We start from the raw sequence: 23,889 nt of genomic DNA, 5'->3' as shown, positions 1-23,889 counted from the left end.
TGGTATAAATTAAATTTGTAAAAAACAAAATTAAAAGGTCTCTGGTTAAATATCGGTGCCCTAATAAAGTACCAGTTGAGAGGAATTCAACACTTAACTAATTATTTTTTTAAAATTTATCTATTTCATCTTTTATTTTTTATTCAAGTTTAGTAATAAACTATTATCTTTAGTACGTTTTGGTAAAGTACCTGAGGGCTTGTTCGTTAAAAAGGGGCTTTTTTGCTTTTTGTCTCTCATTCCATCATCTCCCATACAGAGCTTTATTCAAATATATTATTTGTATGGTCAAACTATGAAAGGTTAAAGTAAAAAGTAGAGTTTTATTCGTTGATACGATTTTCTTTTAAACGGTTTAAGGCTTCGTCACTTCTTTTAAATAATTTACTTGTGAAAAGAGATGGAGATGTACGTGGGGTTGTTCTTGTAGTCGTTTCCTGTAAGAATGGAGACTTAACTCTACCTTGTCGATTTACATTCTCCGCTAAATTTGTATTAGTTGATACTGAATTATTAGGCATTTTTCCACTCCTTTTCAAACTAATATTATAATTCTATCAAACTTACATTTTATTATCTATAACACTGTCCTCCATTCTGATTCCTCTATTCTCGAATATTTTCCATAATTCACCTCCGTACTTAAATTTTACCATATTCGTGAGTGGTTTTTATGCTAAGTAAATTCGGTTTTTTGTCTATGTATTTAATTTTTATAACGATAAATATCTTTAGTTTTACCGAAAATTAACAACCATTTTAAATAAGCAGATTATTAAAAATTATTTAATTTTTATGTTATAATGTACACTGTGTTTTGAGTTTTCTAAATATTGTAAAATTAAGTTTGATAGCATTGCGGGGGTGAAGGAATGTCAGTTTTTAAAGATTTGTTTTGGTTTTTTAAACAAGAAAAAAGAAGCTATGTATGGGGAATATCTCTTTTAGTAATCGTTGCAATTTTAGAGCTACTACCTCCGAAGGTTATTGGTTATGTAATTGATGAAATGGTAAAAAACTCACTTAATAGTAAAAACTTACTTTTTTGGGTAGGTTTAATATTTATTAATGGGTTACTTCTTTATGCATTTCGATATTGGTGGAGGAGATTAATTTTTGGTTCTTCTTTAAAGTTAGCCAGACAGCTTAGAGATGATTTATATAATCATTTTACAAAAATGTCTCCGTCTTTTTATCAAAAAAATAGAATAGGAGATTTAATGGCTCACGCAACAAATGATGTTCAAGCAGTACGCGAGACAGCTGGTGCTGGGATCTTAACTTTTGTTGATTCGATTATTTTAGGTGGATCGGTACTAATAATGATGGCAGTGTCAATAAGTTGGAAGTTAACGCTTATTAGTCTATTACCATTACCAGTTATGGCCATTTTGACTCAATATTATGGTAAATTATTGCATCAACGTTTTCATTTAGCGCAAGAATCATTTTCAGAATTAAATAATAAAGTTCAAGAAAGTATGAGTGGTTTAAAGGTTATTAGAAGTTTAGGGCAAACAAAAGAAGATGTAGCTGCTTTTAAAAATCAAGCAGATTTAGTAGTGAAATACAATATGAGAGTTGCTAGGATTGATGCACTTTTTGATCCAACAATTATGTTAGTTGTTTCGATTTGCTATATTATTGCGGTTGTTTATGGTTCTAGATTAGTTATAGCAGATGATATTACTGTTGGACAATTAATTACATTTGTTACTTATTTAGGCATATTAATTTGGCCAATGCTTGCAATTGGATGGTTATTCAATATTGTTGAAAGAGGGCGTGCTTCTTATGATCGAATCCGTTCTTTATTAAGTGTTGAACCTGAAATTAAAAATACAAAAAATGCATTAGAAAAACTTCCAATGGCTGAAATAGCTTATTCAATTGATTCATTTAAGTTTAATGAAGAGTCAAATTTTGAATTAAAGGATATCTATTTTAATGTGCAAGAAGGTCAAACAATTGGAATAGTTGGTAAGACTGGTCAAGGAAAAACAACGCTTTTAAAACTTTTATTGAGAGAATATGAAGTAGTAAACGGGAGTATTTCGGTTGGTGATTTAGATATTAAAGAGACAACTTTATTAGCTCTTAGATCACATATTGGTTATGTACCTCAAGAACATTTCTTATTTTCTTCATCGGTTAAGGAAAATATTGCGTTTAGTCAAATTGATTCTTCAATCGAAACAGTACACAAAGCTGCCGAGATTGCTAATATTCATGCAGATATTTTAGAGTTCCCATTAGGCTACGACACGATTGTAGGAGAAAGAGGGGTATCATTATCTGGTGGCCAGAAACAAAGAATTTCAATCGCTAGATCTTTAATTAAAAACCCTAATATTTTAATATTAGACGACTGTTTATCCGCGGTAGATGCAAAAACAGAGGAAAAAATATTACGCTCTTTAAAGGATGAAAGAAGTGGGAAAACAACATTTATTACTTCTCATCGTATGAGTGCTGTCATGCATAGTGATTTAATCATCGTTTTAGACGAAGGAAAAATTATTCAAAGAGGTAAACATGAAGATTTAGTTCAAATTGATGGTTGGTACAAAGAAATGTTTGAAAGACAGCAACTAGAAGAACTAGTAGAGCAAGGGGGGAGATAAAATGAATCAAGAGATTGAAATCGATGCAAAAAGGCAGAAAAAAGATTTAATTCGTCTTCTTTCATTTCTAAAAAAATATAAAGTTTTACTGACTTTTGCATTTATTTTCTTATTCCTTGCAACAGCATGTGAAATGTATGGTCCAATTTTAGTTAAAAGATTTCTAGATGATCATTTAATGAAAAGGTATTTTCCAAAAGATACAATCATAACGTTATTTTCTATATATGTTTCAATTACAATCGGCAAAATTGTATTATCATATTTACAGCTTTTAATGTTTCAACAAATTGCTTTTAAAGTTGTTCAAGATATAAGAATGAAAGTTTATGAGCATGTACATTCATTAGCTTTTTCATTTTTTGATAAAACGCCGATTGGAAGTATTGTATCAAGAATTACAAATGATACAGAAGCTATAAAAGATTTTTACGTTAGTGTACTGGCAACTTTTATCCAGCAAATTGTCTTTTTAGTGGGAATTATTATTGCGATGTACTCATTAGACGTTAAATTAGCAACGATTTGTGTTGGGTTAGTGGTAATTGTTTATTTTATTATACTAACCTATCGTAAAAAGAGTTTTCCATTTTTTATGGAAACTAGAGGGCAGTTAAGTAATTTAAATGCTAAATTAAACGAACACTTACAAGGTATGTCAATCATACAAGCATTTAACCAACAAAAAAGATTACAAAATGAGTTTGAGGGAGTAAATAGGTCTCACTATAATGCAGGTGTAAAAACAATACGATTAGATTCTCTGTTTTTAAGACCGGCAACAGATTTAATTTATACAATTGGAATCATGTTTGTTCTTAGCTTCTTTGGCATTACTTCCTTTAGTAATCCAGTTGAGATTGGTACAGTTTATGCATTTGTAAGTTACTTAGAAAGATTTTTTGAACCGATTACGCAAATGATGATGAAATTATCTTTATTACAGCAAGCTGTCGTATCATCATCTAGAGTATTTGACTTAATGGATGAAGAACAAAAAGCTCCTACTAAAGTTGGAACTGATTTACCAAAAGTAAAAGAAGGAAGTATTGATTTTAAAAATGTATCATTCGCATATGACGGAGTACACAATGTAATACATGATATTTCATTCTCCGTTAAACCTGGTCAATCAGTTGCTTTTGTTGGTCATACAGGAAGTGGTAAGTCAACAATCATGAATTTACTATTACGTTTTTACGATGTGAAAGACGGGGAAATTCAGATTGATAATCAAAAACTTTCAACATTTGAAGAAAGTGAATTACGTTCTAATATTGGTTTAGTTTTACAAGATCCATACTTATTTGTTGGAGATATAAAAGGAAATATCTCTATGTATAATAGCAAAATAACTGAAAGAGAAATTAAAGAAGCATCCGAATTAGTTAGAGCGAATGAATTTATTGAAAAATTACCAAATGGGTATGATGAGGCAGTTGTTGAAAGAGGTTCAACTTTATCAAGTGGACAGCGCCAATTAATCACATTTGCAAGAACGATTGCAGCTAAACCTACTATTCTTATTTTAGATGAAGCAACAGCAAATATTGATAGTGAAACAGAAGAAGCAATTCAAGAAGCTTTAACTGAGATGAGAAAAGGTAGAACTACTGTTATCATTGCACATCGACTATCAACAATTCAGGATGTTGATTGCATATATGTATTGCACAAAGGGAAAATCGTAGAAGAAGGCAACCATCAACAGCTTCTTGCCAAACAAGGATTGTACTATAATATGTATCTATTACAAAATAAAGGGTCTTTATTATTGGCCGAGTAATGAAAAGTAGCTAGATTTTCTAGCTGCTTTTTTTATAGAACCATATTCAGAGGGATATTAATAAAAATTAATGCATTATTAATATTTTCATAAAGTGGAGATAAATTAATCAAATCAGTAGTTAACAGTTTAAAGTGATAAATTATCCTAGTAAATAATACAATACATAAGTTTTTTAGTTGATCATAGAACTAATAAATTTACAAATAGTAGAATAGTACCAAAACGGATAGGAAAAAGAACTTAATAATAGTTCAAATATAGGGTGTCTTGAAGATTAGAAAGGTAGAGCGAAATAAAATATGTTAGTGTGAAAGCACCGATTTTTACTAGAATCTGCTTAAAATACTAAATGTTTATTATTTTATAATAGTTAATTTTTTGTTAGATTAAATAATTTTACGTAAAACCTTAATTAATTTTTTTTAATTAAGGTTATTTATGCATTATTTAAATAAGGAAAATATTACTAAAAAATATAAGGAATTTGTTGTAATTGTTCGAAAAGTGGAGATTTTTAGTGTTTTATATCGAATATTATTTCTTTTGTTAGACTATTTCGAGAATTATAATCGATATCAGAGAATAAATTTAATATATTTGAAATTAAAAATAAAAATAAAAGTGTATTAAATTTATTATTCTACCATACTAATATTTTTATTTAGGAGTTTTCGTACTCAACAAGGAGGAATATGCTTTGAAAAACTGGAAAAAACCATTAATGACAGTAGCAGCGGCAAGTTCTTTATTATTAGTTAATGCACCAACATTTAAAGTAGCCGCTCAAGTAAATAAGGAAGTAGCCCAAGGTACAGGGGCTGCTGTACTGGATGGAACAAATTATTTTGGAGACATGGATCCTACAACTACTTTATCAATCGATTTTGTTTTGAAACTTCAAAACAAAGATGATTTAGAAAAATATATTAAGGAAACAGTTACACCATACTCTCCTCATTATCGAAAATATTTAAGTGTAGATGAATTCAAAGCTAAATATGCACCAAATCCAGCTTATATCCATTCTGTTACGTCTTACCTGCAATCATATGGTATTAAAACTGATGTTCATGCAAATAATTTAACGATTACAGCAACAGGAACAGTTGCTCAATTAAATAAAGCCTTAAGTGTCGATTTAAAATATGCTAGTTTTAAAGGGAAAAGCATTCATGCTACAAAAAAGAACCCAACTTTACCAAAAGTAATTTCAGATAATATTTTATGTATTATAGGTTTAAATAATTATTCGAATTTAGAATCAAGAGCTGTTAAACAACCAGCAATAATTGATAAGCAGGACGTACCAACTGGTCCTCTTAGTTTAACACCGCAAGATTTACAAAGCCATTACAATGTTAATCCACTTTATAAAAAGGGAGCAACTGGTGCTGGTCAAACAATCGGTATTGTTACTTTAGCAGAATTTAATACAGATGATGCATATAAATTCTGGGATAATGTTGGAATAAAAACAAAGCCTAATCGTATTAAAGTAAATGAGGTAGATGGCGGTTCTGGGTGGGATGGCTATGAAGAAACTACTTTAGATGTTCAGCAAGCGGGTGCAATTGCTCCTGATGCAAATATTAATGTATATGTAGGTCCGAACTCGGATACTGGATTTGTAGATGCATTTTCAAATGCAATTAATAATAATGTAGCTAAACAAATTTCAGTAAGTTGGGGATCAAGCGAATTAAGTATTGATTCATACGTACAGCAGCAAATGGAAGCACCAGAGTATGAAGATACATTTAATCAATTATTCATGCAGGCAGCAGCACAAGGAATTTCAATGTTTGCTGCAGCTGGTGATGCAGGTGCTTATGATGAAACTAGAGGTTCAGATAAAGTATTTAAACTCACAGCTGATTTCCCAGCAGCAAGTCCGTACATTACAGTAGCGGGTGGAACGACATTACCTTTCCAATTCCACTCTAATTCAACAGGCGTCGATGTCAAAGTAGGGGAAGAACGTGCTTGGGGTTGGGATTATTTAAATGAATATTACAAAGCTAGAAAACTACCAGATACTAACTTAATTAATGGTGGTGGTGGAGGTTTTAGTACTCATTTTGATACGCCAGATTATCAAAAAGGTGTTAGCGGAGTTAACCAGTTTTCTGCAGTAGATGAGTTTACTATTTCACCAGATTTATCAAATGTAACATACAAACAACCAACTGTTATTTCAGGACAAGGTACAGGCCGTAACCTTCCGGATTTATCAATGGCTGCAGATCCATACACTGGATATTATGTTTATTTAAGTGAACCAGGTAAACCAGGTACAAATTCAGGATATGCTATATTTGGTGGAACTAGCTTCGTTTCACCTCAATTGAATGGTTTATCCGCATTAATTAATAGTGCAGATCATACTCAAGTAGGTTTCTGGAATCCACAAATTTACCGTTTTGCACAACAAAGTTCTTCGCCTTTCACACCATTAAATAAAGCAGGCGCTCAAAACGATAATCTATTCTATTCTGGTACACCAGGTACGCTTTATAACCAAGCTACAGGACTTGGAATACCTGATGTAGCAAAATTAGCTGATAATTTCAGTACTACAGAAAAATAAAGTTCAATTAGAAAAAGTCGCATCTTTATGCGACTTTTTTTATACTTGATTGATGAAACTTGCCTATGAATATAGAAAAATTACTAAATAAAATAAAGCTTCATCACTAAAACCGTTCCGATTGCTCCAAAAACAACGAAAATAATATGTAATCTAAGTAATGCTAGGATAATGGCAACTAATCCACCAATCAGTCCAACACTCATATTTCCTTTTTGAACACTTAATATCCCTGGGAAAATTAATGCACCCAGTGCAGCATATGGAACACCTTTTAACCAAGAGGATACCCAATTTGGAAATTGAATCCGATCAACAATAAATACAGGAATTATTCGGGGAATCATTGTCACTAGGCACATACCAAAAACAAGTAAAAAGACAATCATTCTTTGTGATCTCCTTTCATTAATCCAATTGCAAGTAAACTAGCAAAAATGGAAGACAAAATTAATGACCAGCCTTGACTTAAAAAAGATGAAAGGATGAAATTTAATAGCATACTCACTACTACGATTAAACATGCTCGCCAATTTGTACGAATGGCTGGTGTTAATAACCCGATAAACATAGCGTATAAAGATATTCCCATGCTTTCGCTAATTATCTTTGGAATAAGTTTGGAAAAAACTACTCCTAAAATAGTACCGCTTATCCAAGTACAATAAGCAATTGTATGTAATGTAATCAAATAAATAGACGAATAACTTGCTGAACTGCTTTTTTTACCTAAAGTAGTTACAGCAAAATTTTCATCAGTAAGCGTTATTGATAAGTAGACTCTATGCCAAAATGGAAGAGTTTTAAATTGATGATTAAATGATAGACTCATAACGAAGTTTCTAAAATTTAAAATAAATGTAGCGATATAGATTTGTAAAAAACTCACTCCAGCCAAATACATTGATAAACCCATAAACTGACTAGCACCTGCATAAACTAGCGCACTAAATGAGAGAGTATTTAGCACATCAATGTCAGCTTGCTTTGCAATTAATCCAAATGTAAAAGCAACAGGCAAATAGCCAATAATTAAAGGGACAGACGCTAAAAATCCTTCCTTCATTTCCTTACTACGATTCGCTTTAGTGTGTGTAGTTTTTGATTGTTGCAAAACAGTAGACATATTAAGTTATAAACTCCCTTCAATTAAAGTAACCTTTAGTAAGATTAGAACAATCATGTGATCTAAAATTAAAATGGCAGTTATCTAAAATGTTTTTAGACACTTTATATTTTCGAATTCATACTTGTTTAGAGTTTGGAAAACGATTGGACATAAAAGATTATCATATGATTATACTATATAATTAAGAGAATTTTCATAATACTAAAAATTTAATTTATCTACTATTTGGGATCAGTATTGAAATTAAAAAGCATTTGAAGATAAAAGTGGGGTTTTTGGAAATGCCATAAATAATTTTTGTCTTATTCATGAAATTTATAAATTATAGGTAATATTTTCCAATAGTATATGATAAGGATTAATAATAATAAAAAACTTGGCCATATTTTTTTAAACATGTTTCCACCTTAATAATAAATTAGTTTATTAAGAAGTGTGCCGAAATTTTAGTGAAAATATTCCAATTTAATCACTTTTCTTCATTTTTTTGGTAATGAATGAGTGATTAGAGATTCTTAAAATATGTGTATGATGCGGTCTATTAACTACTTTTAATACTAAATAAAAAGCAATTCTGTTATAATATTATCTAGAATGAAGATGGGAAGGGATGTAAGTTAATGGGGGATTTAAATATTGGTATTGCATTTGGAGCGGGATTTCTCTCCTTTATTTCTCCATGTTGTCTACCGATTTATCCAGCGTTTTTATCGTATATTACAGGGGTATCTTTAAGTGATTTACAAAATGAAAAAAGAATACATAAAAGTAAAATTTTATTACATACTTTGTTCTTTTTACTTGGTTTTACAATTATTTTTGTTGTTTTAGGTTTTAGCACTTCCATAGTTGGTTCCTTTTTTATGCGTTACCAAGATTTTATTCGTCAAGTTGGTGCGATTTTAATCGTATTTTTAGGCTTAGTCGTAACGGGTATTTTTCAACCGAAGTTTTTAATGAATGATCGTAGGTTTCAATTTTCAAAACGTCCTTCAGGATTTTTAGGTTCTACTTTAATTGGATTAGCATTTGCAGCAGGGTGGACACCTTGTACTGGACCAATTTTAACTTCAGTATTTGCACTTGCTGTAAGTAACCCAGGTTCAAGTCTATTTTATATGTTAGCATATACACTTGGATTTTCTATTCCATTTTTTGTATTGTCGTTTTATTTAGGATCACTAAGTTGGATTAAAAAGTATTCACATAAAATCGTCGTTTTTGGAGGATATATCATGATCATTATGGGAATCATGTTATATTTTGATTGGTTGACTAAAATTACAATTTATTTTACAAGATTTTTTGGCGGATTTACTGGGTTTTAAACATTATTTTTCCAATGTAAAAAATTGCAGGATTTGAAGTTATTGGATTTGCATCGATGTGGTAGAAGCAGTATTATATAATCAGTTTATATGATAAAAAGTGAGCTTTGTATTCACAAAAACTGTCGTTATCAGTTATTAAATGCATATAAGAAATTGTTATTCTTTAAGATTGAGAAAAAAGGTAGTGAAAAAAATGAGTAAAGATATGAGTATAATTTTTAGCACAGTATTAGCAACTTGTATGGCTTTAGGTGTAATTGTCGTTAGACTAAAGGCTGCTAAAAAGCCGACAAACCTTAAAAAAATAATTTTACCTCCATTTTTTATGAGTAGTGGAGCTTTAATGTACTTAGTACCAGAGTTTAGATTGACGGGATCTGAAGTATTAGAAGCTGTTTGTTTGGGAGTATTTTTTTCGTTATTTTTAATTAAAACATCTAAATTTGAAATTGTAGAAAATGAAATTTATTTAAAAAGATCAAAAGCGTTTGTTTTTATCTTACTTGGTTTATTAGTCGTTCGAATTGTGATGAAGTTATATTTAAGTTCATCGATCGATGTAGGCCAATTAAGTGGTATGTTCTTCTTATTAGCATTTTCAATGATTGTGCCTTGGCGCTTAGCAATGTACAAATCATATCAAAAAATGAGAAGACAGCTTCCTTCAAATACAATTATCACATGAAAAAACGTGTACCTTTTCGGGTACACGTTTTATTTTGCAAGTAAATGCTTAAAATCGGCAAAATCGATTTCTTTTTTCTTTAGTGTTTTAACTAAAAATGCATGATCTCGCTTAGGGGTTGCTTTAATATATCCTTCAATAATTAAGCCTTGTGTAATTTGCGAAGCGTTATTTAATAACGCCAATTCACCAATTTTTCCAGCTATTTTATCTCGAGCTATATCTCTAAATAATGATGGAACAGGTTTTACTAATTCTTCAAGCAATTCTTTCTGTTCAGTTGACCACAAATGTCTTGTTTTTTGTAAATATTCTTCCTGCCAATCTAAAATCGATTTCCCATCCTCTTTAGGTAATCTTTTCAAAAACTTTCTGAACATAAAGTATCCGCCGATTGACATCATTCCTAACAAGAAAATTGTCCATAAGACAATCATAATTTGAGAAAAGAACGAAAACATATGTATCCTCCTTGTATTAGGTAAACATACCACTATTATAGTAAGAAAATATGACAAGTATCAAGCAAGTACATATGTTTTTTGTCAAAAAATGACCATTTATTTTTAAGTACTAGTTTCATTTTAAGTATTTGAATCATATAGTAGAAAAAATAAAGAAAAAAGTCGTAGAGGAGGCGAAAGAATGTGAAACAAACTAAATTCTCTTCTCACTTTACTTTTCTAAGTATTTTATTTTATATGGCAGCCAGTTCAATATTCCTGGTCATTCTGTACAAGTTAATATCAATGCTTGTAGGAAACGGAAATGATTTAAAAACCTATCTGCAAATCGCTGTAGTCGTAATTGTTTTAAGTATTACAGCTTTCCGCCTAATAAGAAGCGATATTGTTTTAATCCAGGATGAAATTATTATTCATAAAGGCATTTTAACAGTTAAACTTAAGGTCAATGATATTACAGAAATAAAGCAACTAGTCGAAGTTTATGGAAAAAATAAAGAAATAATAACTTTATTAATTCATATTAACGAGTCAGTACAACCAATTATTTTAACCCTCGAAAATCCAAAAGCTTTTATAAGAGAACTGTTAATTTTAAACACTGACATTATATTTGATGAAGAATTGATTATTTTAGTCAATAAAAATAACTAATAAATGAAAGCCAAGTTTATTTAATTGTAGACTTGGCTTTTTTTTTTAGAAAATTGAAGTCTTTATTTAGTGAAATCTGATTCCAGGTTGGTTGGAAAAGAAATGTGTGAAAAATAATATACCAAGGTATTCAGATTTGATAAAATTGTACAAGAATAGGCATTATGCAAGAGGAAATGAAAATTGTAACGGATTTATAAAATTAATCTTTTATTTAAAAATAATATAGATAATAAAGGAAAATACAAAATGAAATATATTAAATTTTGTTATTTTTCAGTTCAAATTGATTAGTTGCATTATGAGCATAAATTTTTATATTGAAAAGTATCACAGCACTCCATTTACTTTTGATCGGATATATTTTGGAATTTTACAGGTACCATTCATTATTCTAATTATTAAATTATATAGTCGTTTCAAATTTAGAACGCAACGAATAAAAATCTTGTTAACAATGTTTTCTGGAATTACATCTATTTTTATTATTGGGATTATTTTTGGAAAAGTGATATTCAACTAAAGCATTGCTAAGTTCAATTTCATTCTTAATGTCTTAGAAAGGGTGATAAGTAAAATGCCCAAAGTAGGATTGTTCCATTAGGTTGAAGAAGGAGATTTGTTCGGTAGTTGCAATAGAACTAATGATGACTCAAATAATAATGACTGGTACGTACCATATGAACTAGAACTTGAGAAAGATGGTGTACCTATAGATTACTTCAATCACAAAATATTTAAGTATATGACTCATTGATACCACTAACACTATAATTAAATGGAATTAATAAGTTTTTTGCAGAGTGGTAGGTATTTTAAACTAAATATTGAAATGAAATGAATACCATTTAATGATGAATTATTTTATAAGTTTTTAATGTTTTTAGTGATATCTGCAAGGTTAAGCATTATAATAAGGTTTTCTACAGTAAAATAATGTATATTATATTTTGTTGAATAGATTCTCTTTAAAGACAGAAAAGTAGGTGAATAAAGTGGGAAAATATCAATTAGATACAAAAGGTCAGATGGCTGTGTCAAAGTTTCATGAAAAACAGACGCCTGCCAAATTTGATAAAAAGCAGCAACTTGAAAAAATGCGTGCGGAGTATTTGAAAAATAAGCAAAAACAAACAGATAAATAATTTGGATGAAAGCATAGGAAGACTAAAATCTTCCTATGTTTTTCTTTTTCGAAGTACTTTTTTCAATTATGATATAGTTTATTAATTCTATAAATTTTAGATTCGGTGACAAGAAACTCGTCCTCAGATAGCCATTTCCTCACAAAAATTTCAATTGAAGTTCAATAGACTAGTTGTGTTGGGTACTCCAGTAAACTCCAACAGGAATTTTTCTTTTAATGGGCTGTTTCTTTTTTATTTGTCGCTGCTTTTCCCGCTTTGTACATAAAAGTAAGATACAGAAGGGTCATAACGCGTTCAATCCATGTCAAAGAAAAGTTCACAAACAAAAAGGCAATGATTTCGACGATAAATGAAACGAACGTAAATGAGATCGCACCAACGAAAAATAATTTGTACCACTGGCGGTACGTTAAATGAATGTCCTTTTTTCGTGCAGCATACTTATACACAAGTGAAAACAAGACTGGCATCATCACTGGAATGATTAGTACAATAAGTGGGATGACAATCAGTAGAAACAGCTCAGCATTGTCTCCGAATCCATTTTCTAATACCGTCCATAACGATGTCGTATCCGATGCTATATCGAAATTCATCAAGAGTTCAAATAGCCCCGCACTTAACACGAAACTGGCGAGTAAATAGTAACCGATGATACTTCGTTTTTTCGAATGAAGCACTTCATTGTACTTACTCGGCTGAAAGCTTGATAGCATGATTTTAAACATAATTTTCCTCCAATTTTCCAAATCATTTTCCATTATACAGGTGAACAAGCTTTCACATGACTAGAAATTTTTAACATATCATTAAGGAAAAAAGCTTTGAAATAATTCTTATGGTGGATGGATGTTGTGTGACTAAAAAATAATTATTTTTAAGTTGCTACTTATGAATCAAATAAGAATTTTAAGTTTTTAGATGATCTATATATTAAGAATAATTTTCAATTACGAGGGTTATGAATAGTTAGCTTACTTTAGTTTATGTTACAATAATATACAGTACATAATCGTAGGGGGAATATAGCACTAATGAGTAAAAAGAAAAAATCTAATAGTAATCAAACGTTTGCTATTTCTGTATTTGTTGGAATAGTTGTTTTAGTTGGAGCATTATTTTTAGTTTCTAAAATGCAAGATAAAAAGACTGAAGAAGTATATCCAACAATTGCTGGAGTAAATCAAGTGAAAGTTGATGGATTTGACACAAAGGATCAACCAACATTTAGCAATAAAGATGCAAAAGTCGAAGTAGTTGAATTTGGTGATTATAAATGTCCAATTTGTGCTCAATGGAATAAAGTAGTTTTTCCACAACTTAAAGCCGATTATATCGATAATGGCTTAATCAATTTTTCATTTATTAACTATCCGTTTATTTCGAAGGATTCTAATTTAGCTGCACTTGCTTCAGAAGTAGTTTATAAAACTCATAAAGATTCATTTTGGAAGTTTCAAGAGCAAATCTATTTAAAACAAGAAGATGAAACTACTACTTGGGCTACACCTGATAAATTAGCAAGTATTGCAAAATCTGTTATTCCGAATTTAGACGAAAAACAATTTAAAAAAGATTTATACAAAAAAGATGCAATGAAACAAGTTGCTAACGATGTTGCAATTGCTAACCATTATGGTGTTAACGGAACACCTACAATATTTGTAAATGGTAAAGCAGTGGACAACCCTAGCTTAGAATCAATCAAAGCAGCTATTGACGCTGAAATAAATAAATAATTAAAAAAGGTATGCGAAACGTATTCGCATACCTTTTTTGTATAGCAAATTACATTTTTTTCTTTACTCGTGCATCCGCTTGAGCTGAACGTTCTTGTGCCTCTACATCATCATGATCTGCTAGTTCCGCTGAATACTCGACATCAAGTCCATCAGGCTTTACATTCTTATTAAAATTTGAATTGTAAGTACTTTTCTTGTTCTTCAAATTAAACCCCTCCATTATAACTAATTAATTTAACTTACATATCGTGGTGACTATGTTTTTTCTGTCTTGTATGATTTTGGTTCTTCACTTTATGAGAACCACTTAATGGTTTTGGTTGTCCACTTTCATGGTCAATCGGGCTATTTCTTTTTGACGATTTGTTTGTCATTCTTGTCACCTTCCTTTACAAATAGCTTTAGTTGTAATCAAAAAAATATGCCAAAATGAAATATTTACTAATTTATAATTGAAAGCGTTTTAATCATTTTTTTCTAATAATTTTCGATAACCATTTTCCATATATATAAATAAATTAATGAAAGGGAGGTATTTCTTATGATCTAATTCATCTTATATAAATTATAAAAAATGAATGTTGAGAAAATTATTTTTCATAATAAAAAACGACAAACAACAAATAAATCTAAGAAATTAATAGAGTAAAAGTTAATTTTTTTAGTTTGTCTGACTCTTTTGATGTATGAAACAAGTAATTTGACCAATACTAGTAATAGTCAAAATGAAAGAGGAGACTGATACTGATTATGCAAATACTAACAGTTTGTCTTATATATTCGGGTGTGATCGTACTCTATCTCTTGTTCAAGAAAGTTCAATATAATAAGAGACAAAAAAATGTGATTAATTTTTTCCTATACTATAATCGAAGAAAAAGTAATGTTAATAGAGATACGAAAAGAACAGGAGATATTATTTATTTAATGCCTCAATCGACGCTGAACAAAGGTGTTTTAAGAAAGCGGAAAGACGATTTTGAGTAATGATCAAAAAATATAAAAAATAGCAAGCAATTCCTATAAATTGCTTGCTATTTTTTTATTGTCTTTTTTTTGTCTTTTTATTGTTTAACTTATAATCAGCTGAAAGTGGCTCTTGCGCTGTTTCTTCATTAAACCCAGCTGCTTTCCCTTGCTCGATTGAAGCTGACATTCCGCTACCAGAATTATTTTTACGTCTAGACATGATTATACCTCCTTATATAAGGGCATTTTCGCCAACACTTTTAATGAATTGGTTTGAAAACTGCCTTTTATAATCGATATTCTTTCCTATATTTTTTTAAGTACACTAAAAAATCATTGGTAAATAATGTGATAGTCATTTTTAAATTGTTTAATGTCTGCATCTTACAATAGGTGTTTTTTATGTTTGTAGTTGATGGAATTGACTGGAATTTAACTAGGTTTCAAAAAATTAACAGGAATTAAGACTTTTCTGGGAAAAAAACGGAAACTTGTGGACTATTTATTCAAACGAAATTTCAATTTTGTGAATATATTGGCTTATGTGAACAATTAAATGGTTAGTTAGAAGTATTCAAAGTATGAAAGCAAGCGATGTTATTTACCGGGATAAGTCTTCCTAAGTAGATTGGCTTTTTAAATTTATTTAAAAGGAGAAATCATTAAATGACAAATCCAACTTATCACGAAAGAAATTTATCAAATATAAATAAGCTAGCTCCTAATACAAAGCAAGCAGCTTTAAAATGGTACAATTATTGTATAAAAAACAATATCGATGTTTTAATTTACGAAACGACACGAACAAAAGAACGTCAAGAAGAACTAGTTGATAATGGTAAGTCCCAAACTAGAAAGTCATATCATCTTGTAGGTCAAGCATTAGATTTTGTTCCAATTGTAAATGGTAAAGAAGGGTGGAACTCTTACGATACTGAACCATTTAAATCGGCAATTAAATATGCAAAATCCATTGGCTTCACATGGGGTGGGGACTGGAGTAGTTTTGTAGATGAGCCACATTTACAATTTGAATACAAAGGATATGGTACTGATAAAGTATTGGAAGCTAAACCACCTGCATATCCAGGAACGATATTAAAATCAGGTTCAAAAGGAAATAGTGTTAAATTAGTTCAAAAAGAATTAGGAATAACCGCAGACGGTATTTTCGGTCCAATTACGGATCGTGCAGTAAGAAATTTTCAAAAGAAAAATGGCCTGACCGTAGATGGAAAAGTAGGCCCAAAAACTTGGGCAAAATTATTTGACTAAGAAAAAATAAAATCTCATGACTATTTTTAGTTTAAACTAAAATTAATTTACCATTCGAAATTTCAAAATGTAAAAATAAAACTACATTCAAACCCTGTATCAGTATTATACAGGGTTTGTTTTAATATTTGACAAATCAAATCCTTGGCAGTAAATGGGTTTTTAACGGATAGAGCTTAATATAATATATGATTGTAAAATTTTACATCCTCCAATATGATGATAAATGGACAAAAAACTTATTATTGGTGCTTGAAGCATTTCAGGGGGATATGGATGAAACGATTTATCGAAATAGATATCGCAAGGGGGGTAACTATATTTTTGGTAGTAATGGGACATACGGCTATTCCAATCTGGTTAAATGACATTTTAAGAGACTTTAGAATGCCGTTGTTTTTTTTTGTATCAGGTTATCTTTTTAGTAGCCAGAGGTATTTAAATGATATGCGGCTATTATGGATCAACAAATTTTATGCTCTACTAGTACCGTACTTTACGGCAGGGATTCTATCTTATTTTTACTGGTTAATTTTAAACGCAGTAAACCCTTTAAAATATGAATTTATTTGGTATAAACCTCTTGTTGGCATTTTTTATGGCAATGGGGTTAATGGCTGGTTAGGATACAATACACCTATATGGTTTTTAGTTTGTTTATTTTGCGCTCAATTACTTTATTGTTATACTCAAAAAATCATTGGCAGTTTTAGCCTTTACATACAAATCGGTATTTACTTAATTTTAGGATATGTTGGCTATGCGATAAGTCGTTTTGTATTTTTACCGTGGGGATTAGATATCGCTTTGGTCGCTCTTTTATTCATGCATTTTGGAAATAAATTTAAGTATTATCAATTATTAAATAAACTAAAACCATTTGGTATTATATCAATTTTATCTCTCCTTATATTCGGAATTGCTACGTATTTCAACAATGCAGATATGAACTACAGGATTTATGATAACCTTTTTGTATTCTATACAGCTGGCATTTCCGGAAGCATAGCAACACTATCGATTGCAAAATTATTGTCTAAAATGAAGTTTCCAACAAAGTTTTTTACCTTTCATAATCATTTAAATAAAAAAGCCCTGTGTCCTTTTGGGATACAGGGTTGTTATTCGTAAGTCAGTTATATATCTTATAATTGCTGAAGCACTCAATATTGGTTGAGTGCGTTTACTAATTTTGATTCTTTTATAACTTGTCTACTAATAAGGGTAAGGTTTCTTTCTCATTCCCACATTATTAATTTGAACGTCGACATCCACTGACACTTTTGACTTTTTAAATGTATCATTCCAATTTCCTTCATATTTTTTATAAATTTTAGGATTAGACATATGTAATTTTTCTCCAAATCCAAATGCATCTCCACCGAGTTTTTTTACTTCAGATATTCCTATTTCGATTGTTCGTTTTATAACATTTTCAGCTAATTTTTCATATTTATCGAGCGTTATTGCCTTATCAAAATTGTCATTACAAAGTACTTCGTCAATATGACCAATCGAGTTAACTTTTATATTTATTATTGGAATATTACCCTTCATTTTAATTTCAGTCTTTGATTTTAACCGAGTAATCTCCATCGAATCATATTCTTTTTTATTGCATGGTATTTGTATATTCGTTTCCTTGATCAGATTATCAATAATTTGTATTGATTTTGCCTGTGGCCCATCTAACCAACCAACTAATTTCCCTTCTCTAAAAATACCAGTGCCATTTATCTTATCATAACTTGATTTGACTTTTTCCATATTTTCAAGTGTCTGTGATGTTTTACTTTCATTTTCTAAACTTGCACCATTTATTACTGGTTCTCTTCCACTACTAGAAATTGCAGAAACTGCCTCACGCATTAAGGTTTCTTGGTTTTCACCTAATAGAGATGATGTATTTTTAATTTTTCCTACAATTGATTTAGCCGATAGTTTATCAAGTGATGCTATGTTATTCATCACTTTATTTACGTTTTTATCTCTTGCAATAATAACTGGAATATTTACACGAATTTTAGAATCTCTTTCAAAAACATCGAAAATAAAATTTAATGATTTTTCTTTTGCTAATGTTTCTCCTATTATGACAAGTGCTACATGAGAATAAATATTTGTTCGAGATCCTTTCTTTGACACATTTCGTGCTGCTTCTGATATGGTTCTACCTTTTTCTTCTAATGCAATAACTGGAATACCTTGAGAACCTGTTTGTGTTGCAATTGCACTAGGATTAATAATTTGAATGATCACTTGATATTTTTTTTCTTTTGGTAAGTAATCGATCCCCATTGCATTCACAATCGATATTTGATTTAATTCTTTATAGTTAGAGCAACTACTTAAAAGTATACTTACGCTAAGAAATGAAACGATAAATTTCTTTTTTAACATTTTATTCTCCAATATATTGATTTTAAGCGTTTTATTTGATTCATAATATATTTTTCTATTTTTTTGTAATTTAATGTACCATTTTCCAAAATAGATATTATCTACATATAAATGCCTCAATAAAATCCTAAGGCTATTCTCACAAGTATTAACAAGTTGATCGCCTTTAGCATCAATTGCAATGTCTATAATTGGTTCTAAGATGTTAACAAATTAACAACTAATTAGGCAGACTGAAAAAAGTATATGAGGTTGCTGTCGTTAAAACTGCTTAAGATTAATTAATAGTAAAAGAAAAATTAAAATACAAGTAAGCCTACTGATGTAGAAAATTCATTTTTGGTAATCATGAAAATTTGAGGAATTAGAAGTACATGGAGCGTTATTGAGAATAGAGTAAGAATCGCAAATATGCCTATTTTATAGAAAATAACGCTCCGTATCTTAATAAGGTACATTGCGTTTTTTTCTTTGTACATTAATGTTTCTGATCCGATACAGTTTTTGTTATATAAATCATAATTTAGATTCTAAATGGTAAAAATAAACATGATATAAAAAAGAAAATAGAGGAAGTTAGGATTAAATGATGGTGCAATAATGAATCGTAAATTAAATGTAAGTGGTTTTCAATTATTATGTATGATTTTTATGTTTATTAACGGTACATCCCCACCAGTTGAAATATATTCTTTAGCCAAGCAAGATGCAGGGATGAGTTTATTATTAGGACTTACTGCGGGGTGTCTATTATTTTCTGTATATATAAAGTTATATTCTTTTTTTCCTGATGTACCATTTACAAAATATATACAATATATTTTAGGGAAATATATTGGAAAACTGTTAGCTCTAATCTATATATTATATTTTATTTATATAGGTGCACGAGTTTTGCGTAATTTTGAGGAATTAATGGTTATTACTCTTTACAATGCTTCATCACGTATTTCAATTGGAATATTAATGATGATTATAGTCATATATGCATGTCATAAAGGAATTGAAACATTTGCACGTTCGAATGAATTTATTTTTTTATTTATAATGTTTCTTATGTTTATAATTATTGGATTAGAAATTATTTCTGATTTAATCAAAATTAATAATTTAAGACCTGTATTAGAAAGTGGATGGAAACCAGTGTTAAAGGCAACTCCGATATTAATTGCAAATCCTTTTGGTGAGATATTTACATTTACTATGATTTTGCCATTTTTAAATAAACAAAAGAAAGTAGTACAAGTAGGAATAACATCATTACTATTTTCTGGGCTTATATTGACTTTATTTTCAATGTTAAATACTTCCATATTGGGTGTTTCTGAAATAGAAAGGATCATCTATCCACTTCTTTCAGCAGTTAGTTATATTAATATTGCTGATTTTGTTCAAAGAGTTGATACCTTTATTATAGTGATTTCAGTATGTAATTATTTCGTGAAGATTACGATCTATTTCCATTGTGCGGTGTCAGGAGCAGCAGATTTATTCGGCATTAAGGAAAGCAAGCAATTAGTTTATCCTACATCCGTTATAATGTTGGTTTGTTCAATGTGGATGACTACGAATTTTGTTGCATTACGTAATGAAGCAAGGGATGTTGTCCCCTTCTTACTACAAATACCTCTACAAATTATTATCCCAATTTGTTTATTAATAATAGTGCTAATAAAAAGGAAACTAAAATACCCAGCCTTATAAAAGAAAATCCCAGTATTTTGAATTGCACGCCAAATGTTAGACACAGTTTAAGACTAAATGCTGCAATAGTTTAAAGAAAAATAGCTAAGACCACATTTTTGTGGTCTTTTTCTTTTGCTAAAAAATCAATATTTGAATTTAACAAGGTCTTATTTTTAGAAGGGAAAAACTTATGAGTAATTATAGTGAAACTAGTAGTAATCAATTTGGAAATACCTTTTGTACTTCGATTTGTACTGCATTAAAACAATTAAAAGCAATGACTGAAAACCTTTATTTCAAATTGATGAATCGATTTCTAATCTAGATCCAAAAGAAATTAAAATTTACATGTACTGTGAACTTTTAGTTGATGCAAGAAATAAACAGGAAGAAGAGAGAAACTCACAAGTTAAGTTTCTCTAAAAAATAGGTGATATTGGAAAAAAATTAAAAACAAAATGTAATATTAAAATAATATCAATAGTTCTTGTTATATGCCTTATAATTTGGAAAATTATGTAAGTTGAACTGCATTATGATAAATAAGAAAATCAGTAAAATACAATGCTTGGAAAAAAATTATTAATTAAATACCTAAGAACTCAAAGTTATTATAAATTTTAAGGGAAAAATTGGAAATTTATGTTAAAATATTTAGGAATTAAAGAAGGTTCTGTCCCTTTAATTGGTTGTTATAATGAATGCATATTGAATAATAAATGGGAGGTAATATGAACAATCGGTGGAATAAGTTGATATACAAAATTTGGTCTCGTTTATATGATAATTTTTTTAACACTGGGCGATTCCTCCACGCAAGGAAAGAGGTTTTCAGTAATACAAATTTCTTGAAAAATCAAAAGATACTATTTGTTGGAGTAGGAACTGGTGCAGATTTGGAACTGATTAATCACAAACATTTAGATATAACATCTATAGACTATTCAGATGATATGCTTAACAAAGCTAAAGAAAAATTTAAAGACTCATCAATAAAATTTTTAAAAATGGACGCTCAAGACATGAGTTTGAGTGATTCCTATTTCGATGTTGTTATAGGCAGTCTTGTATTATCAGTTGTTCCAGATGCAGATAAGTGTCTTAAAGAGATGTTGAGAGTATTGAAACCAAGTGGAGAAATTATCATCTTTGATAAATTTGCACCAAAAAACAAAGGACTTTCGCCATTTAAAAAAGCAATTAGACCTTTAATAAAATTATTAGGTACTGACATCGGAGTTAACTTTGAAAAATTGTATGAGAAGAATAAAGATCATTTAATTGTTAAAGTAGATATTCCAATAATGTTTGATGGGATGTACAGAAAGATTATTATAAAAAAAGTGAATACTGATGATATATTATTATAGGACGCTATCAGGAAATATAAATAAGAAAAGCTCAGACCATAAAGTCTGAGCTTTTTGTGTAATACGTGGTGAGTTTACCTTTGCATTAATCATTTTAATCTAAAATCTTAATCTTAATTTAGAATAAATAGATTGTCTATTAAAATTATTCATCTACAAGTTGAGGTAGAAATTTTATTATTTAAATGAAAAAACTTTATTATATCTAAAATAAAAATAGCCCACCGAAGTGAGCGACATTAATTATTTAATGGTAATTTGATATGTGTTCTTTTGCAAAACCACCTTTTAATTCTTCTAGAACAAGCCTCATTTTTTTGCAATTTTAATAATTTCATTGGTATTAAAGTATATAGTTCAAAGAGGAAGAATAATTGTGTAACCTCTTATTTTATATTTTATTTAAATGTAGAGTGATATTAGTTTTAAAAGCATACTCTAATGCATCCTTAGTAAATCCTGAAGAAGTAATATAATATCCTCGTTTCACACGATCAGCACTCATGGCTCCTTCTAGTTTTTGGATAGCAGGTCTACCCACATTACCTTTCCAGTGCTTATTTTACAACTGAATAGTAAGTGCTTCTTGATCATAGCATTAAAATCTCTTAATTTTATACAAGTTTTTATACAAAAAAAGAAGGTAAATAAAATAAGTAATACTCATAGCCTTGCTATTATGTAAACTTCACATGAATACAACGTGCATAATTTTTATTCTTTTTTGGAAATGTAAAATTGTACCGTTTATAAGAAGAAATTGGAAAAATGAGAAGTTATAAGCCATCAGAAAGTATTTATCCTGAATTGTGAATAAGGAAGTGACCTGCGATGATTACTAGCCCCAAAGACCGTATTACAACAATTCAAGCAGTTATTATCATTAGCAATTATATACTTGGAACGGGAATTCTGACCTTGCCACGGGTAGCTACAGAGAAAGTGAATACACCAGATACATGGTTAACTGTAATTTTAGGCGGGCTGATTGCGATGGTGGCAGGAGTTATTATGGTCAAATTAGGACAACGGTTTCCAGGAAAAACCTTTTATCAATACAGCCAAGAAATTGTAGGGAAATGGATGGGGAAGTTACTAAGTCTAATCCTTGTATGTTATTTTGTAATGATGGGTGGATTTCATATCCGTGCATTAGTTGAGGTAACAAGTTTATTTTTGTTGGAAGGTACCCCATATTGGGCCATCGCGATGCCATTTATGTGGATAGGTCTCTATTTAATTATGGGCGGCATAAATCCGATGGCACGTCTGTTTGAAATTATTCTCCCCATTACGGTCGTCGTTTTTTTGGTGATTGCTTTTATGAGTTTTAAAATATTTGAAGTGGATAATTTGCGCCCGGTACTGGGGTTGGGGATCATGCCCGTACTAAAAGGAATAAAAACAACGGCTCTCTCATATATAGGTTTTGAAAGCCTGTTGATTATAATGGCGTTTATGAAAGAGCCAAACCAAGCAGTAAAAGCTGTTTTAGTTGGAATTTCCATCCCACTGATCTTTTACGTGATAACTATCGTAATGGTCATCGGTGCACTATCCGTCGATGGTGTGGTAACCAAAACTTGGCCAACGATTGATCTCATGCGAGGTTTTGATATGCCTGGTTTGCTATTTGAACGGTTTGAGTCTTTGTTGCTTGTAATGTGGATTATGCAAATGTTTACTTGCTTTAACGTGAGTCATTATGCTGCTTCTTTGGGGCTTGCCCAACTCTTTAAAAAAAACATTCATCCATTTATGTTTGGCTTACTTTCGGTTATTTATATCATTTCCATGACCCTGAAAAATACGAATGACCTATTTAAACTTGGGGATACAATGGGCAATGTTGCGTTTTTTTTATTTGGTATACAACCGCCGCTACTTCTGCTTGTCTTAAAATTGAAAAAGAGGAAGAGTAAAGCAATATCATAACAAAGTATGGTTTCTTTTAGTCTAACTGTGTAATGTAAATGGTGGTTCTGTTCAAAACAGTTACAGAAATACTGGTGAGTTTAGATATACTGAATCTGATT

Annotated in this window: 23 protein-coding genes and 2 pseudogenes; 15 read left to right on the top strand and 10 right to left on the bottom strand. The window is 30.1% G+C overall.

Translation table 11 applies throughout. From position 1 onward, the window contains the following. Window positions 1-323 precede the first annotated feature (323 nt). Window positions 324-521, bottom strand: coding sequence for a hypothetical protein (locus tag COE53_RS00525; RefSeq protein ID WP_069032349.1), 198 nt, complete (start codon window positions 519-521; stop codon window positions 324-326). A 351-nt stretch (window positions 522-872) separates the two neighbouring features. Between COE53_RS00525 and COE53_RS00520 the strand changes: the two genes are divergently transcribed. The 3 genes from COE53_RS00520 to COE53_RS00510 all read left to right on the top strand — a co-directional run bounded on the left by COE53_RS00520 (window position 873) and on the right by COE53_RS00510 (window position 7,000). Next, entirely contained in the window at window positions 873-2,624 is a 1,752-nt protein-coding gene (locus tag COE53_RS00520) for an ABC transporter transmembrane domain-containing protein (protein WP_069032350.1), read from the top strand. A 1-nt stretch (window position 2,625) separates the two neighbouring features. Further along, window positions 2,626-4,410: an ABC transporter ATP-binding protein gene (locus tag COE53_RS00515; protein ID WP_069032351.1), complete on the top strand. Its 1,785-nt coding sequence runs from the start codon at window positions 2,626-2,628 to the stop codon at window positions 4,408-4,410. A gap of 700 nt (window positions 4,411-5,110) precedes the next feature. Next, window positions 5,111-7,000, top strand: coding sequence for a S53 family peptidase (locus COE53_RS00510; protein WP_069032352.1), 1,890 nt, complete (start codon window positions 5,111-5,113; stop codon window positions 6,998-7,000). Window positions 7,001-7,083: 83 nt separating this feature from the next. Here the strand turns inward: COE53_RS00510 and COE53_RS00505 are convergent, their stop codons facing one another. Together COE53_RS00505 and COE53_RS00500 are read right to left on the bottom strand one after the other, a co-directional pair. Beyond that, entirely contained in the window at window positions 7,084-7,389 is a 306-nt protein-coding gene (locus COE53_RS00505) for an AzlD domain-containing protein (protein WP_069032353.1), read from the bottom strand. Beyond that, window positions 7,386-8,126, bottom strand: coding sequence for an AzlC family ABC transporter permease (locus COE53_RS00500; RefSeq protein WP_069032354.1), 741 nt, complete (start codon window positions 8,124-8,126; stop codon window positions 7,386-7,388). Before COE53_RS00500 ends, COE53_RS00505 begins: the two co-directional genes overlap by 4 nt. 623 nt (window positions 8,127-8,749) lie before the next feature. Here COE53_RS00500 and COE53_RS00495 point away from each other — a divergent pair. Both COE53_RS00495 and COE53_RS00490 read left to right on the top strand, forming a co-directional pair. Continuing rightward, window positions 8,750-9,457 carry a cytochrome c biogenesis CcdA family protein gene (locus tag COE53_RS00495; RefSeq protein WP_069032355.1) on the top strand — a complete coding sequence of 236 codons (708 nt, stop codon included), beginning with the start codon at window positions 8,750-8,752 and terminating at the stop codon, window positions 9,455-9,457. A gap of 208 nt (window positions 9,458-9,665) precedes the next feature. After that, on the top strand, window positions 9,666-10,145 hold the full coding sequence (locus COE53_RS00490; RefSeq protein WP_069032626.1) for a CcdC family protein: 480 nt from the start codon (window positions 9,666-9,668) through the stop codon (window positions 10,143-10,145). Between the two features lie 29 nt (window positions 10,146-10,174). On the opposite strand, the gene COE53_RS00485 is transcribed toward COE53_RS00490, so the two are convergent. Beyond that, complete coding sequence (locus COE53_RS00485) at window positions 10,175-10,606, bottom strand: DUF2621 family protein (protein ID WP_069032356.1); 432 nt, start codon at window positions 10,604-10,606, stop codon at window positions 10,175-10,177. A 186-nt stretch (window positions 10,607-10,792) separates the two neighbouring features. Between COE53_RS00485 and COE53_RS00480 the strand changes: the two genes are divergently transcribed. Continuing rightward, window positions 10,793-11,263 carry a hypothetical protein gene (locus COE53_RS00480; protein WP_069032357.1) on the top strand — a complete coding sequence of 157 codons (471 nt, stop codon included), beginning with the start codon at window positions 10,793-10,795 and terminating at the stop codon, window positions 11,261-11,263. A 995-nt stretch (window positions 11,264-12,258) separates the two neighbouring features. Next, on the top strand, window positions 12,259-12,408 hold the full coding sequence (locus tag COE53_RS23780; RefSeq protein ID WP_091021567.1) for a hypothetical protein: 150 nt from the start codon (window positions 12,259-12,261) through the stop codon (window positions 12,406-12,408). Window positions 12,409-12,623: 215 nt separating this feature from the next. On the opposite strand, the gene COE53_RS00470 is transcribed toward COE53_RS23780, so the two are convergent. After that, window positions 12,624-13,007, bottom strand: coding sequence for a hypothetical protein (locus COE53_RS00470; protein WP_139116332.1), 384 nt, complete (start codon window positions 13,005-13,007; stop codon window positions 12,624-12,626). Between the two features lie 438 nt (window positions 13,008-13,445). On the opposite strand from COE53_RS00470, the gene COE53_RS00465 reads away from it, so the two are divergent. Next, window positions 13,446-14,150: a DsbA family protein gene (locus tag COE53_RS00465; RefSeq protein ID WP_069032359.1), complete on the top strand. Its 705-nt coding sequence runs from the start codon at window positions 13,446-13,448 to the stop codon at window positions 14,148-14,150. Window positions 14,151-14,199: 49 nt separating this feature from the next. Here COE53_RS00465 and COE53_RS00460 read toward each other — a convergent pair whose 3' ends face one another. The 3 genes from COE53_RS00460 to sspO form a co-directional block, all read right to left on the bottom strand. After that, the gene (locus tag COE53_RS00460) at window positions 14,200-14,358 is read right to left on the bottom strand and encodes a YfhD family protein (RefSeq protein WP_254664537.1); all 159 of its coding nucleotides are present in this window, start codon (window positions 14,356-14,358) and stop codon (window positions 14,200-14,202) included. Window positions 14,359-14,392: 34 nt separating this feature from the next. Next, window positions 14,393-14,527, bottom strand: a complete 135-nt coding sequence (locus tag COE53_RS00455; protein WP_084006741.1) for a small acid-soluble spore protein P — start codon at window positions 14,525-14,527, stop codon at window positions 14,393-14,395. Between the two features lie 668 nt (window positions 14,528-15,195). Next, entirely contained in the window at window positions 15,196-15,342 is a 147-nt protein-coding gene (sspO, locus tag COE53_RS00445; RefSeq protein ID WP_069032362.1) for a small acid-soluble spore protein O, read from the bottom strand. A gap of 446 nt (window positions 15,343-15,788) precedes the next feature. Between sspO and COE53_RS00440 the strand changes: the two are divergent. The 3 genes and pseudogenes from COE53_RS00440 to COE53_RS00435 form a co-directional block, all read left to right on the top strand. Beyond that, window positions 15,789-16,178: pseudogene (locus COE53_RS00440) on the top strand (M15 family metallopeptidase); the annotation flags it as partial. A gap of 6 nt (window positions 16,179-16,184) precedes the next feature. Beyond that, a complete protein-coding gene (locus COE53_RS24545; RefSeq protein ID WP_483295416.1) occupies window positions 16,185-16,397 on the top strand; it encodes a peptidoglycan-binding domain-containing protein in 213 nt (70 codons plus the stop codon). 276 nt (window positions 16,398-16,673) lie between these two features. Then, complete coding sequence (locus COE53_RS00435) at window positions 16,674-17,528, top strand: acyltransferase family protein (protein ID WP_069032364.1); 855 nt, start codon at window positions 16,674-16,676, stop codon at window positions 17,526-17,528. 84 nt (window positions 17,529-17,612) lie between these two features. On the opposite strand, the gene COE53_RS00430 is transcribed toward COE53_RS00435, so the two are convergent. Continuing rightward, entirely contained in the window at window positions 17,613-18,797 is a 1,185-nt protein-coding gene (locus tag COE53_RS00430) for a Ger(x)C family spore germination protein (protein ID WP_069032365.1), read from the bottom strand. A 600-nt stretch (window positions 18,798-19,397) separates the two neighbouring features. Here COE53_RS00430 and COE53_RS00425 point away from each other — a divergent pair. From COE53_RS00425 to COE53_RS00420, 3 genes are all read left to right on the top strand, one after another. Continuing rightward, a complete protein-coding gene (locus COE53_RS00425) occupies window positions 19,398-20,501 on the top strand; it encodes a GerAB/ArcD/ProY family transporter (RefSeq protein WP_098947257.1) in 1,104 nt (367 codons plus the stop codon). Window positions 20,502-20,673: 172 nt separating this feature from the next. After that, window positions 20,674-20,808 (top strand): hypothetical protein, encoded by a 135-nt coding sequence (locus tag COE53_RS24225; RefSeq protein WP_286143684.1) that lies wholly within the window; start codon window positions 20,674-20,676, stop codon window positions 20,806-20,808. A 406-nt stretch (window positions 20,809-21,214) separates the two neighbouring features. Further along, window positions 21,215-21,853, top strand: coding sequence for a class I SAM-dependent methyltransferase (locus tag COE53_RS00420; protein WP_069032367.1), 639 nt, complete (start codon window positions 21,215-21,217; stop codon window positions 21,851-21,853). Window positions 21,854-22,244: 391 nt separating this feature from the next. On the opposite strand, the pseudogene COE53_RS00415 reads toward COE53_RS00420, so the two are convergent. After that, window positions 22,245-22,400 (bottom strand): annotated as a pseudogene (locus tag COE53_RS00415) (restriction endonuclease); the annotation flags it as partial. Window positions 22,401-22,684: 284 nt separating this feature from the next. Between COE53_RS00415 and COE53_RS00410 the strand changes: the two are divergent. Next, window positions 22,685-23,788, top strand: coding sequence for a spore germination protein (locus tag COE53_RS00410; protein ID WP_069032368.1), 1,104 nt, complete (start codon window positions 22,685-22,687; stop codon window positions 23,786-23,788). Window positions 23,789-23,889: the final 101 nt, after the last annotated feature.

Origin of the sequence: Bacillus sp. AFS029533 (genome assembly GCF_002585125.1) — a bacterium.
In the GTDB taxonomy this organism is placed as follows: Bacteria; Bacillota; Bacilli; order Bacillales; family Bacillaceae_G; genus Gottfriedia; species Gottfriedia luciferensis_B.
This window is presented reverse-complemented; position numbering and strand designations above follow the sequence as displayed.